Annotated in this window: 16 protein-coding genes; 14 read left to right on the top strand and 2 right to left on the bottom strand. The window is 36.9% G+C overall.

Going from position 1 to position 12935, the window contains the following annotated elements:
* Nucleotides 1-429 precede the first annotated feature (429 nt).
* A complete protein-coding gene (locus tag ACIGXW_RS33510) occupies nucleotides 430-1893 on the top strand; it encodes a recombinase family protein (protein WP_377922773.1) in 1464 nt (487 codons plus the stop codon).
* 148 nt (nucleotides 1894-2041) lie between these two features.
* Here ACIGXW_RS33510 and ACIGXW_RS33505 read toward each other — a convergent pair whose 3' ends face one another.
* Nucleotides 2042-2386, bottom strand: a complete 345-nt coding sequence (locus ACIGXW_RS33505) for a helix-turn-helix domain-containing protein (protein WP_217613554.1) — start codon at nucleotides 2384-2386, stop codon at nucleotides 2042-2044.
* Between the two features lie 433 nt (nucleotides 2387-2819).
* On the opposite strand from ACIGXW_RS33505, the gene ACIGXW_RS33500 reads away from it, so the two are divergent.
* Together ACIGXW_RS33500 and ACIGXW_RS33495 are read left to right on the top strand one after the other, a co-directional pair.
* Nucleotides 2820-3917 carry an AimR family lysis-lysogeny pheromone receptor gene (locus tag ACIGXW_RS33500; RefSeq protein ID WP_399576641.1) on the top strand — a complete coding sequence of 366 codons (1098 nt, stop codon included), beginning with the start codon at nucleotides 2820-2822 and terminating at the stop codon, nucleotides 3915-3917.
* A gap of 21 nt (nucleotides 3918-3938) precedes the next feature.
* Complete coding sequence (locus tag ACIGXW_RS33495) at nucleotides 3939-4112, top strand: hypothetical protein (RefSeq protein ID WP_217613555.1); 174 nt, start codon at nucleotides 3939-3941, stop codon at nucleotides 4110-4112.
* A 22-nt stretch (nucleotides 4113-4134) separates the two neighbouring features.
* Here ACIGXW_RS33495 and ACIGXW_RS33490 read toward each other — a convergent pair whose 3' ends face one another.
* Nucleotides 4135-4473 carry a helix-turn-helix domain-containing protein gene (locus ACIGXW_RS33490; protein ID WP_217613556.1) on the bottom strand — a complete coding sequence of 113 codons (339 nt, stop codon included), beginning with the start codon at nucleotides 4471-4473 and terminating at the stop codon, nucleotides 4135-4137.
* A 309-nt stretch (nucleotides 4474-4782) separates the two neighbouring features.
* Between ACIGXW_RS33490 and ACIGXW_RS33485 the strand changes: the two genes are divergently transcribed.
* From ACIGXW_RS33485 to ACIGXW_RS33435, 11 genes are all read left to right on the top strand, one after another.
* The gene (locus ACIGXW_RS33485) at nucleotides 4783-5070 is read left to right on the top strand and encodes a helix-turn-helix transcriptional regulator (RefSeq protein ID WP_399576640.1); all 288 of its coding nucleotides are present in this window, start codon (nucleotides 4783-4785) and stop codon (nucleotides 5068-5070) included.
* Between the two features lie 346 nt (nucleotides 5071-5416).
* The gene (locus tag ACIGXW_RS33480; RefSeq protein WP_377921445.1) at nucleotides 5417-6970 is read left to right on the top strand and encodes an AAA family ATPase; all 1554 of its coding nucleotides are present in this window, start codon (nucleotides 5417-5419) and stop codon (nucleotides 6968-6970) included.
* A gap of 10 nt (nucleotides 6971-6980) precedes the next feature.
* The gene (locus ACIGXW_RS33475; RefSeq protein ID WP_399576639.1) at nucleotides 6981-7286 is read left to right on the top strand and encodes a hypothetical protein; all 306 of its coding nucleotides are present in this window, start codon (nucleotides 6981-6983) and stop codon (nucleotides 7284-7286) included.
* A complete protein-coding gene (locus ACIGXW_RS33470) occupies nucleotides 7286-7519 on the top strand; it encodes a hypothetical protein (protein ID WP_000421150.1) in 234 nt (77 codons plus the stop codon). Before ACIGXW_RS33475 ends, ACIGXW_RS33470 begins: the two co-directional genes overlap by 1 nt.
* 13 nt (nucleotides 7520-7532) lie before the next feature.
* Entirely contained in the window at nucleotides 7533-8168 is a 636-nt protein-coding gene (locus ACIGXW_RS33465; protein ID WP_377921442.1) for a chromosome partitioning protein ParA, read from the top strand.
* Between the two features lie 22 nt (nucleotides 8169-8190).
* A complete protein-coding gene (locus ACIGXW_RS33460; protein ID WP_399576638.1) occupies nucleotides 8191-8562 on the top strand; it encodes a hypothetical protein in 372 nt (123 codons plus the stop codon).
* Nucleotides 8562-9620, top strand: coding sequence for an exonuclease SbcCD subunit D (locus ACIGXW_RS33455; RefSeq protein ID WP_377921439.1), 1059 nt, complete (start codon nucleotides 8562-8564; stop codon nucleotides 9618-9620). The genes ACIGXW_RS33460 and ACIGXW_RS33455 overlap by 1 nt, the downstream gene beginning before the upstream one ends.
* Nucleotides 9617-9919: a hypothetical protein gene (locus tag ACIGXW_RS33450; protein WP_217613564.1), complete on the top strand. Its 303-nt coding sequence runs from the start codon at nucleotides 9617-9619 to the stop codon at nucleotides 9917-9919. Before ACIGXW_RS33455 ends, ACIGXW_RS33450 begins: the two co-directional genes overlap by 4 nt.
* Nucleotides 9912-10463 carry a hypothetical protein gene (locus ACIGXW_RS33445; RefSeq protein WP_377921437.1) on the top strand — a complete coding sequence of 184 codons (552 nt, stop codon included), beginning with the start codon at nucleotides 9912-9914 and terminating at the stop codon, nucleotides 10461-10463. The genes ACIGXW_RS33450 and ACIGXW_RS33445 overlap by 8 nt, the downstream gene beginning before the upstream one ends.
* A gap of 9 nt (nucleotides 10464-10472) precedes the next feature.
* Nucleotides 10473-10991, top strand: coding sequence for a hypothetical protein (locus ACIGXW_RS33440; RefSeq protein WP_377921436.1), 519 nt, complete (start codon nucleotides 10473-10475; stop codon nucleotides 10989-10991).
* Nucleotides 10973-12652: a DEAD/DEAH box helicase gene (locus tag ACIGXW_RS33435; protein WP_377921435.1), complete on the top strand. Its 1680-nt coding sequence runs from the start codon at nucleotides 10973-10975 to the stop codon at nucleotides 12650-12652. The genes ACIGXW_RS33440 and ACIGXW_RS33435 overlap by 19 nt, the downstream gene beginning before the upstream one ends.
* Nucleotides 12653-12935: the final 283 nt, after the last annotated feature.

Below are 12935 nucleotides of genomic sequence, written 5' to 3'. Positions count from 1 at the left end.
CGTTAGAAAAACATACGAGTTTGCAAGCAGACTTAGATGAGTATGCATGGGAGGTATTAACAGGACTTATTGATGCTTCTAAATAAACTGCAAAACATACAGTATTAAAACCTTAGAACCCTATAGTAATAATACTTATATATTACTACTAATAATATAATATATATAATATATATTTATAAGTTATATAATTTATATTATATATATAAGGTATATTTTTTATAGAGGGGGTTCTTTTTTCTTTTTGTTTTTATTAGTTATTGTTGTGTATTGTTTACCCCCTCCTAAATTTTTGAGATTTATATATTTTTATTTTGACGACTGTAGAAAGTCGTCTTTTTGTATTGGTAATAGATTGCCAGTTTACTCTTGGAGTTATATAATGCAGACATAATATACGTTAGGATACTAATAGAAGGAGTGGTAATTGTGGCGTATGCTGTTTATGTACGTGTATCAAGTGATAAGGATGAACAGGTTTCTTCTGTAGAAAATCAGATTGATATTTGTAGATATTGGTTAGAAAATAATGGTTTTGAATGGGACGAGCATGCTGTGTACTTTGATGATGGTATATCTGGGACGGCCTGGTTAGAGCGGCATGCAATGCAGAGGATCTTAAATAAAGCTAGAAAAAAAGAACTCGACACAGTTATATTTAAATCTATACATCGATTAGCACGTGATTTAAAGGACGCGCTGGAGATTAAGGAGATCCTTTTAGGCCACGGAGTAAGACTAATAACCATTGAGGAGGGTTATGACAGTCATTACGAAGGTAAGAATGATATGAAGTTTGAGATGTATGCGATGTTTGCATCGCAGTTACCTAAGACATTATCTGTTTCTGTAACAGCTGCTTTAGCGGCGAAAGTGCGTAGGGGTGGTTATACTGGTGGGTTTGTCCCATATGGTTATGAAATTGTAGATGATAAATACGCAATTCATGACGAGGAAGCCGCTCTTGTCAGGGAAATATTTGAATTATATTCACAAGGATTTGGCTATATCAAGATTGCAAATACCATAAATGATAAGGGTGCGCGCACAAGGAAAGGGGCGCCTTGGACATTCTCTACATTATGCAAGATGATTAAAAACCCGGCTTACAAAGGCACCTATACAATGCAGAAATATGGGACAGTAAAAGTAAATGGTAGGAAGAAGAAAGTTATAAATCCTAAAGAGAAGTGGGTGATTTTTGAAAATCATCACCCTGCAATAATTAATTATGAATTATGGGATATGGTTAATGATAAGGATCCTAATAAATTCAAAAAAAAACGCCGCGTATCAACATCTAATGAATTAAGGGGTATAACGGTTTGTGCACATTGTGGTACAGCGATGAGTAAGAGAAATAGCATAAACGTAAGTAAGAACGGAAAAGCCACAGAATATTCATATATGATTTGTAATTGGAGCAGAACTACAGCACGTCGAGAATGTGTAAAACATGTGCCGATACACTATAAGGATTTAAGAGCATTAGTGCTGGATAAATTGAAAGAAAAAGAAAGTGTTTTAGAAAAAGAGTTTTATTCGGATGAAAATCGACTACATGTTAAATTGAAAAAACTTAACAAAGATATTAAAGATTTGAAAGTTAAGAAAGAGCGTTTATTAGACTTATATTTAGAAGGCGAAAGAATTGATAAAGATACTTTTACTGTTCGTAACAAAAAACTGGAAAAAGAAATAGAATTAAAAGAACTGGAGATACAGAAAGCAAACAATATCGAAACTCAAATGAAAGAGAAACAAGAAGTAAGGGACGCATTCGCCTTGTTAGAAGAGTCGAAAGACTTAAATAGTGTATTTAAAAAATTAATCAAAAGAATAGAAGTGGCGCAAGATGGGGCTATAGATATCCATTATAGATTCGCAGAATAAATTTATACGCCTTATTGACATACCGCAAGTGCGGTGTATAATTAGGGCATAAAAATAAAAACCGTGAGGACAAGCTATCCTCTCGGTTTTTAGGTTATAGTAGAAAACATTACTGTTGAATATGGAAATGGTTTCTACTACAATCGACTCATAACAACTCTTTTTTCTCATTCAGAAATTGTGTGTAGAAAAGGAGCTGTTTACAGAATTGTTCTCGTTGAGATTCATCCAGGCCTGCGAAAACCGTTTGAATCTCCTCGAGAATGATTTTTAATTGTTCTTCAGATTCTGGGATAGATCTTCCCACAAGTGCATCGATTGATGTGTTAAAGAAATTGGCGATACGATCTAAAGATTTTAAGTCGGGTTCATTAAAGTTGGTCTCTAAGTTACTAACTTGACTACGACTTAATTGGACCATATCTCCAAACTCCGCTTGCGTTAAAGAACGATTTGATCTAAATTTTTTTAAATTTTCTCCAAATGTGCTCATGCCTATATTATAAATAAGGCATTATTTTTAAACTATAAATACCAAGAAATTTGGCTAAAATACAATTCTTGAGAAGTTTTATGGATAAAACTAGAATAACAACTAGAACATTCGTTCTGTTGGTGGTAAAATATTCTTGTGGGGATTCTGGAAGATTTAGAAAAAACTTTCTCAACCTGATTTGAGAAAGACTGAAACGAATGTTCTAAATTTTATGATAAGATGAAAATAATAAAATGAAAGAGCGAAAAGACCCACGGCGTTACAACAGTGCTGCAACACTGTTGTAACGTTTTACCCTAGTGCGCGTAGGTAAAACTTTCCATGAGTCAACATCAAGTATAGCATACTTCAAAAGGTTAAATATCCGTATGGTACGTTTTCTTGTTGAGAAAATATAGGGGCTGTGTCTTGTGTTCTGGGGAGGATGCAGATGGAAGCTTTGATGAATGAAGTGAATAGTACGATTCAATCCAAAAATATAAGTACAAGAAAGTTAGCTAAAGATACAGGTATTAGTAGAACGACTATTACTAATGGTCTTTCATTTGTTACTGGAGAAATGAAATTCGATGTTTTTGAAAAGCTAATTCATTACGTCTACAAAAATCCTTTAGAGCAAACGGGAAGGATCAAAGATTTTATCTTACAGTGTAAAACTAGTCTGAATGTAAGAAAAGCATTGAGTTATTGCCAGGTAGCAGGAGAATATGACCTTATGGATACTCTAATTGAAAAATTTGAAGCGGTGACTAAAGACGAAGAGTTACTAAAGGTTCAAAAAGATGTGCGTAAATATTTGAGTGTATATTCTCTATATAACCATCGAAATATGAATAGAAAAAAGGGACAGATTTTGTTGGAAGAAATCTACGAGACTCGTGTTTCATCAGACTCGGAGTGTCAGGTGTTATTAAATACCTTACTAATGGCAGCTGAATATGATAACCAAAGGTATAGTGCTATGGCATCGTATGCTGAAGTTGCTGATGTACATATCGGTAAGATGGATGATGGTTATATCAAAGACTGTTTACGCATGCAACATATGGAGCGAATCGCGTACACACAGTTACATGCTAATGAAATTGATAACTGTAGAAATACCTGCCTTGCGATTATAGATTCTGAGCTGAATTTCACAGTTGTGAAGGCTACGGCATATTGTTGTTTGGGAGAAAGCTATATCTTTGAAAATCCATTAATGGCAGAGAAATACATTTTAGAAGCTATTAAATGTCTTGAAGGAATAAGCTCACCTAAAGGCACTCAAAAATATAGTTCTTTTAAAACAACACTAGCTTTCTTGTATATTGAATTCGGCTTTAACTTAGAAAAAATAGATTTTGCTTGTATTAGTGATGGTGATTTAGCTTATTATGAATGTTTATACGGGGATAAGAAAAAAGGGTATGAAATTTTGGGTAGGCTGAGGGAAAAAGGTTTATCAGCTTTTCAAATGTACTATCTTTCCAGAATTGAGAATGATACAATATTGTCGAGGGAATCTTTAGAAAAATTCGAAAAATAAAGATGAAGGGGAGAAACTACGTTGAAAAAAGAGACTGCAAAACAAGAAACAAAACGTTTAATTGGGGAATTATTCGGTGCTGAAAAAGTAAGTTGTGATATGAATTACCTGTTGGAAGAGCTGTATAACCAAGGACAAATTACGCCAGAACAGTACAAACAATTTACAGCTATATTGCAACAAAAAAAGGAATAGCATCTGGCTAATCCTTTTTTGTTTATTGCTTTTTTATTTGTATAAGCTGCTTAAATAACGTATTAAAAACCTCTGCTTGCTCTTCTGTAATTTCAACACCGTTAGAATGTAACTTACCCTTGTCTAGAAAATCGGTAACATTAAAGTCCATACTATTTGGGTTATCTGTTCTTCCTAAAATAAAGTCTGTAGTGGAATCCATAATATCTGCTATCTGAACAAGAACTTCGTATTTAGGTCTACGGTAGTTTGTTTCGTAGCCGCCGTATGCTGACTTAGACATGTTTAGTCGTTCTGCAGTTTCTTCTATGATCCAACCTCTTCGGTCACGTAAGAATTTTAAACGTGCTCCAACATCCATTTTGTATCCCCCAAATTCTATTTATATTTTTCAATACTTTTGTTTTATATAAGATAACAAGAAAATATATAGCTTTTTATATTTTTTAATGATTTTGTTTAATTTAAAATTCAAAGAAAATATAAAACTTTTTATATTTTCTTTGATTGTGTTACTTATAAGATACCACTAACTATAGTAAATACGCAATCCGCGGATAAAAAAAGTATAAATAAATTTTCAGAAAGTTATTTACTTTTCCGCGAAGTGCGGATATAATTGAAATCAATTACAAGATTGTGGGGGTGCAACATGAGAAGGTATTGGCTTGTGCAAATTCGAGAAAATCTCGGTCTAATACAGGGAGAAGCCGCTAAGTTGGCGGACATGAGCCGAACTCATTATGCTGACATTGAGACAGGTAGAAGGACACCTAGCCCACGTTTAGCACTGCGTATTGCGATGGTATTAAACTTTCCTTTTGAGTGGTTTTTTATGCCTTCATATCTGCATAACGCGGAAAAAGAAGTGGTAGAAGCGGCTTTACAATTAGATTTTCCTGAAAAGGATATTTTTTTAACTAAATTTCCGCATTTCGCGGAAAAGATAAAAGAGTAGGTTTTTCATTCTAAAGGGGTGTTAAACAATGGGGAAAAAGAAATCTGGCTTATATGTCCGTAACGAGTACTACGGTACAGAGAAAAAAGAAGAGCTGTTTCAAGAAGTATACGAGAAATATCTAGGTGTTAAAGTAACTGTCACAAGAAAGAAGAAAGCGAAAGCAAAGGCAAGCTAATTGATTGAAAGGAGGTGATACACATGCAACGATACGTGTCTTATGCGACTCGTTTAGTAAAAGCAAAAGACGTCAAAGCTGTCTGTTGCGAAAGTAAAAAACACTTCAAGAATGGATCAGAAGAACAAGCGATAAGCACCATGTTAAAGCTAACAGAAAGGAGTGGACGTGTTGGCCATTAATGAAATTTTCGTAGAAGGCTTCCAGTCACATACAAATAGTCATTTCAATTTAGGAACTGGATTGAATGTAATTACAGGACCATCAGATAGTGGTAAAACCTCTATCATACGAGCTGTTCGCTGGGTAGCATTTAATGAACCTCAAGGCGAGGCTTTCGTGAACGAATCAGTCGGACATGCTACGGTAGCAATCCATTTAGATAATGGAATTATTATTTCAAAGCACCGTAGAAAAGGAAAAACATCATACAGAATCCAATCGGATCCAGGTGATGAAGGTAGTGTATTTGAAAAGTCAGAAGTACCAGAGGAAGTAAAACAGTTACTCGGAATCACAAAACAAACATTCGGAGATTTCGTTACAGCTTTAAACTTTGCATTTCAGCTGGAGGCTCCGTTCTTAATAAGTGAAACACCATCATCGGGTGCGAAAGTATTAGGTAAGTTAGCAGGAACAGAAGCTGTAGATCTCGCTGTAAAAAGTGTTTCAAAAGATACATACGCAGCAAGGCAAGAGAGGTTACTAGCTGAAAAAGAAATTGAGAGATTAGCAGGTAGCTTACTCGAGTACTTGAATGTGGATGATAAAGTACAGCAGTTAAAAACAGCTGAAAGCCTAATGGAGCACGTAGAGGAATTGCATAAAAAGAAAGAGGTATTAAAAGAAATATCTCACATGTACACAAGTTGTAAACAAAAGTACATAGCAGCTTGGGAAATTGAAAAACGGCTTGAGGAAGTACCAGTTCTAATACTAATACTTGAGCAAACAGAAAAAGACCAGCAGCGTCTCCAAACACTACTGGACTTACAAAAAAGCTACGAGTCACTGTCCACCGCCAAGAAGACATTGACTGAAACATTAAAACAATTTGATGGATTAGTAGAAGTAAGTAACTTGTTACAAGATTCTACTAAATTTCAAGAAAGATATTCTTTGCTTTCTATCTTATCACAAAACTATGAAAAGTATAGTCAAGCATTACAAGATGTTCGTTTACAGCTAGATAGACTAACTGTAATAGAGACCATGGATGTTGCTGTGGTTGAGGAGGAAGTGAAGAAAACGGATGAGTTAAAGAAGCTCTTTGTACAACATAGCGTGGTTAAGCAGCGTTATGAAAAAGTAAGTAGTGATGTAGAACAATTGTCTGTACCTGCTGCTACGTCGGATCAACTACAAGAATATGAAACAAGTATTACACGTCTAAATCAAATGAGTCTGTTGCTTCAAAAATATGAAATTACGCATACGCAATATACGAAGTATGTGAGTCGTCTGGATCGTTTACATGTTCCAGAGGAAGCAGAAATAAAGGTAACAGAAGCTAAGAACAACGTATCTCGTTTAGCTGAATTAAAAGAGCTACTACGAAAATATATGATCTGGCATCAAAGAGTTCGTCAAAGTACAAGCACATTGGAACTATATGAAAAGCACATTGAAAATTACAAAAAGGAATTGGAAGAGACATGGAACGAGGCTGGTGGAGTTTGTCCGCTATGCGAATCGCCGATGTCTTTTGAACATTCTCATTGAGGGGTGATTCGTGGTGATTGATACAGATAAAGTTAGTGACTTTTTACAAACAGCTGAGAGGCTGAATAATTCGTTAATGGAAGTCAATGAAATTATTGAAGCTTTTGAAGATACATCTAATATTTTAAAAGTCTCACTATTTCATAAAAAATTTAATGAGAATTTACAAGTAAGTGAATCAGAAAGTATAGGAGAAAAGAGTATTGATTTTGCTATCCGACCAACTGTGTTGGCTTGTTTAAGAGATCAAAAGAAGTTTCTTGAATCAGAACTACAAAATTTACTATCAAAACAACTTGAAGGGGGAAATGAGTAATGGAATTAAAACAACGTATTGAAATTGCTAAAGCAAATTTAAAGAAAGCAGAAACAGCAAAAATCCAAGCAGAGGCGGAAAAGTCTTCAGCTGAAAAGCAATTAACGGAAATCGCTGAACAAATGGCGCAGTATGGGGTAACGCCTGAAACAATCCAGGAAGAAATCAATAAGCTTGATACATCAGTTAAAGAAAACCTGGAGCATGTAGAACGACTCATCCCGCAGGTTTAAGGAGGCTATTTTTATGTATGAGCTTCTAAAAGCAAGAGCGGATATTCGTCAGGCAAACGATAAACTGAAAATGAAAATCGGTCAACGTGATTTGTTAGTTAAGCAACAAAAAAGCGCAGAAGCAAGAAAAACAAAAGCTGAGGAGCAACTTGGAGAGTTTGATTTAGTACAAATTCTTCTACAAAAAACAAGTGATTATGCAAGGCAGCAAGCAAAACGTCGTATAGAAGAAATTGTTACGTCAGCTCTTACAGTTGTATTCGATAAAGACTACAGATTCGAAATTGAAATTGCAGTAAAAGGTAATCAACCGGTAGCGGAATACTGGCTCCAGTCTGAAGATGTACGAACGCAATTAAAGCCACCTGATTATGACCGAGGCGGTGGTGTAGCGGACGTAGTTAGTTTAGCGCTCAGATTGGCTGTAGGAGAGATTAGTGGTGTAAGAGGACCATTATTCCTAGATGAAGTTGGAAAGCACGTGAGTCAAGAATACGCACCGAATGTGGCGTACTTTTTGAAGGAATACAGCACGAAATTTAAACGTCAAATCATTTTAGTTACGCACAGTACTCATTTAGCTGAGATAGCTGACGTAGCAATTGGTGTGACTCAAAAACAAGGAAAAAGCATAGTAACTGCTTTATAGAAAGGGAGATTTGGATATGTGTATGAAATGCGAAATTAAAAATGCGTTAAAAGGTGCGTTAGCGAATGCTGCAGGTTTAAAAATTACTGAGGAAGTTATAGGGAAAGCAACAGAAGATCAGTTAAAGGAATTGCAAGTCACAGATGAGGCAGAGAAAGCTATTAAAAAACAACTACAAGCTGAATATAAAGCTGAAATTGCTCCTATTCGTGAAAAGTATATAAAACAAACTGAGGAGCTATTAAAACCAATTTTTGACCGACATGATGCGGCTTGTATAGAAATTCAAAATGCTTTAGGTATCAAAGAAGAAGACGATGTATCAATAGATCTCAAAACAGGTGAAGTTACAAAGGAAGTTATCAGAGAAAAACAATCCAGCACCCCTCACTAATGCGCCATATTGTTGATGGCGGTATTACCTTAGATACAACGTTACGAAGAACACGAAAAAGCAGAGGTGAGAGTATGAGGTTTCTATATTTCGGTGATCCACATATACGAGGTACGAACCCTCGTAACCGTAAGGATAACTACAAAGAGGCATTAATTGCAAAATTACGTGAGATTTTTGCTTTAGCTAAATACAAAGGTGTGACAGCACTTATTCAACCTGGGGATACGTTTGATAGGCCTGAGGTTACGACAAGTGTGTTACTAGAGTTCGCAAGGGTACTGAAAGAGAGTCCAGTTCCAATTTATACAACAGCTGGTAATCATGATATTTACGGATATAATCTTGTAACGTATGAACGGACAAGCCTTAGAGTACTTGAGTTAATTGTTCCGCAACTTACAGTCATTAATGATCCTGGACGAGCTCAAATGTTTCATCAGGATGGGAACCACGTACAGTTAACATTTACACCGTACAGTGATCAAATCGATAAAGCTGGATACGGTTATTCACCAGAAATTATTGAAGATTATGATTCAACCAAAATACACGTATCACACGGGATGTTACTTGATCATGATCCACCTTTTGACCGGTACACAAAAGTACAGGATGTAAAAACGGAGGCGGATCTGGTTTTGTGCGGCCATGACCATACAGGATTCGGTATTTATAACCGGTCGGATGGTAAAGTGTTTGCGAATATCGGTAGTATCACACGTTTATCAGCTTCAGAAGCTGAGATTAATAGACCGATACAAGTACTTCTTATCGATGTGAAGTCACCAGGTGTTTTTGATTTAGAACGTATACCACTTCAAAGTGCAAAGCCCGGTGATGAAGTACTTGACCGTAGTCGGATTGAAGCTGAAAAGAAACGAGCGTATGCAATGGAAGAATTTGCTTCCTTAATTCAAACAGAAACAGGAGAAGATGTGCTGGTTGATATTAATACGATTGTTGAGAGTATCGCTAAAACAGAGAGTATTAATTCTGACGTGGTCGAAATAGCTCTTACGAAAATCGCAGAAGCGAAGGAGGGATTACGAGCATGATTGTAAACAAACCGCAGTTTGATGAGAACGAACTAGGAGAAGGTACGGCGGTACAGGTCACAAGTGGTAACCCGTTTGGACGCCCTAACTATAGTAATAATAAACATAATTGGAATGCTGTAGTAGTAGAGTTTTCACCGCTGATGATAAGTGTAGCTGGTTACAACAAAGAGGAACATGATCGAGTAGAAACGATGAACATAACAATTGAGTCAATTGTTAAAGAGCACGTGACGCTTAAAAAGTTAGTAGTAGAACTACCAAAAATTCAATGTGAGGTGGGACTAGAAAATGACTGAATTAAATAATGAAATTCGTAGTTTACAAGAGGAGCATGGGGAAGAAAAGCTACTTGCAGCGGCAACAAAGATTTTAGGTAAGAAAGTACCGACTGACTATGTTCGAGTATTAGATCCACTTGAATTACAAGCATCCTTACAACAAATTGATGCTGCAGTACAGGATGTTCTTGAAAAAGGTAAAGCACGTGAAGAAGCTTATGGGAAAAAAGCAGATCTAATTAAGCAAAAAGTGAAGCTGAAAACTGCAGTAGAGCTAAAAGAAGCAGAGGCATTTATGCAAATTCAAGGTGAGGGACGTAACCAATACGCTTATGTGAATGATCAAAAAGTAGCTCTCACGAATGATACATTACGTGATGCGTATCGTCAGCACTATAGCAAAGAAGAGCGTCAACAACTTACAGAAGTAGAGCAAGAACTCTCAGCAATTGATATTAAAATTTATCAAACAAAAGATGCTTGGGAAACGGCGAAAGAGTCGGCTGATCTTGTAAAAGCAAAGACTTATGTACAAGCAAATCTATTGAAGTTTTTGGCGTAGGAGGTACCAATGGATCCAAAACAAACGGCACTGAGAAATAAACAACGCGAACGTCAGCAACGTGGGGATGATTTCCAAGCTGAAATTAGAAGGAGCTGGAGAGAAACCCCGAGTGTATGGCGTATGAGAATAGCAGATGGTGCAGGTGCAACTCGTCCAGGTGACGAGATTGTACTAACACCGGAAGTAAATATATTAGCTGAGATGAAGCGTACAGAGAGTAGTAGATTTTCACTAGATTATATGAGACCGAATCAGATTCTCGGATTACGAGACTTTGATCAAGTTATTGATAGAAATTTAGGCTTAGTGTTTATCAGTTTTCTAAATGAGAGTAAAGGACTTGATGAAGCATATGCCTTTAGACTCCTTACAGCTCTTATTCATATGAAAAAACGAAATGTGAACCATATAAAACTTGAAGAGTTTCAAAATCAGACGGTTCCCTGTGTACCACTTCCAAGACTTACATACCGCGAACCTTCTTATGATTTATCGGGGGTGCTTACTTGCTACAAATCTTTGTAAAACACAACATCCGAATAAGAGGCGCTAGTACACCTCTTAAGGCAGCGATTACTAAGGAACTGACATTTGATAATCCAGCGTATGCGAAGGCGAAAAAACAGCGTAGACCTACATGGGGTGTACAGGCAAAGCTTGAGTTATTTGTATATGACAGAGGTGATATTGTTACGCCTCGCGGTTTCTTGTCAAAGCTGGAAGAAGTGTTGAAAAACTTAGGGTACGACCCAAGTAAAGTGATTACGTCACAGGTTTCATGCGGACGTGACGTGAGTTTTGGAGAATGGAATACTGACTTTGTTTTAAAAGAAGACCAGACACCAATGGTACAAGTGCTTATGAAAGAAAACGGAATAGGTGTAGCGCCGGCAGGGTCAGGTAAAACAGTTATGGGTATGCGCTACATTTATGAAAAAGGGAAAGCCGCATTATGGCTTACACACACAAAGGACTTGATGTATCAATCTTCAAATCGAGCTAAGGCTACAATACCTGGTATCGGTCGTATCGGCTTTTTCGGTGACGGTGTACATGATTGGGGAGACGGTAAACTAATCGTTGCTACAGTGCAAACCTTACAGAGAAACCCGCATTTAATCGATGCTCTAAACGATTTTATCGGGACGGTAGTAGTAGATGAAGCCCATCATTTTCCCGCGATACAATTCATTGAAACAGCTGGAAAATTAACAGCTGAGAATATGATTGGTCTCACAGCAACACCTTCTCGAAAAGATGGATTGGAAATATATATGTACAACGGTGTAGGTCCAAAAGTGTACGAGATTAGCAGAGATGGAATGTACGAGGCTGGAAGATTAATAAAACCGACAGTGAAATTCGTATATACAGAGTTTAATTACGAAACGGCAAGTAACCGTAACGAGATTGATAGTGTGGATGCGGGTGGAGAAGATCTCGATTATACAGATTTAATCCGTCACCTTATTTCAGATAAGAAACGAGCGAAGTTAGTTGCTGAGAACATCGTTGATTCTGCTAGTTTAGGACCATCTATCGTTATTACAGAATCCGTTCGTTACTGTTTTGTACTCGAGGAACTTGTAAAACAAATGGCTAAAAAGAAGTTCGGTATCGATGTAAGAACAGCTGTAGTGCACGGCGGAATCAGTCGTTACACCTGGAGAAAAGCGAAAAATGAAAACCATGCACAGCAGCTTATCGATAGTGGTCATGCAGTAGATAAAAAGCAAGGTAAATATGGTTGGCAAGTAAAGGTTGCCCAGTATTCAGAAAAAGAAATTCGTGAATGGCAGGTTACTAAACAACAACGTAAAGACATTTTAGAAGCTTGTGACCGAAAAGAAGTAGACATTTTATTTGCTACTCAGTTAGCACGTGAAGGACTGGACATGCAGCATTTAGCAGTTGGTCACATGGTAATGCCGAAACGCGGTGACTCTCGTGAGAGTAATAGTGGTTCATCGGTAGAGCAAGAAATTGGACGTATTATGCGTCCTGATCGGAACAATCCAAATAAAGAAGCGCACTGGTTCGATTACGTTGACTACAACGTTGGAGTGTTTAAGGACCAATATCACAGTCGCAGGAAAGTATACAGTCGCATCGGATTAACTGTACCGAGAAAGCCGAAAACAGAGCGCGATACAGTAGCTAGTTTCTTAAATGATATGCCTTGGTGAAAGGGGTGATAACGATGGAAAAGTTCGAATTTGTAGGTGCACTTTATGAAATCACGGAACTAATTGCTTCAGCGAAAGAGGTGAAGTAAGTGGGTTTGAAAGACGCAGGGCAAAAATAGTGAGAAAAGTAATAAGGATATTTGCAAGAGGATCCGGTAAAAGTTTATATCTTCAACGAGGAATACCGATGTTGGTCGAAATTCCCGAATATGATTCGAAAGATTACAAGAGTTCGTATAACAGAAAAGTAACCTATCGAAAAAAGAAAAGCCAAGCAAAACGA

The organism is Streptomyces sp. NPDC053079, assembly GCF_044546695.1.
Lineage (GTDB): Bacteria > Actinomycetota > Actinomycetes > Streptomycetales > Streptomycetaceae > Streptomyces.
Note: the sequence above shows the minus strand (reverse complement) of the source record. Positions and strands in the feature narration are given on the sequence as shown.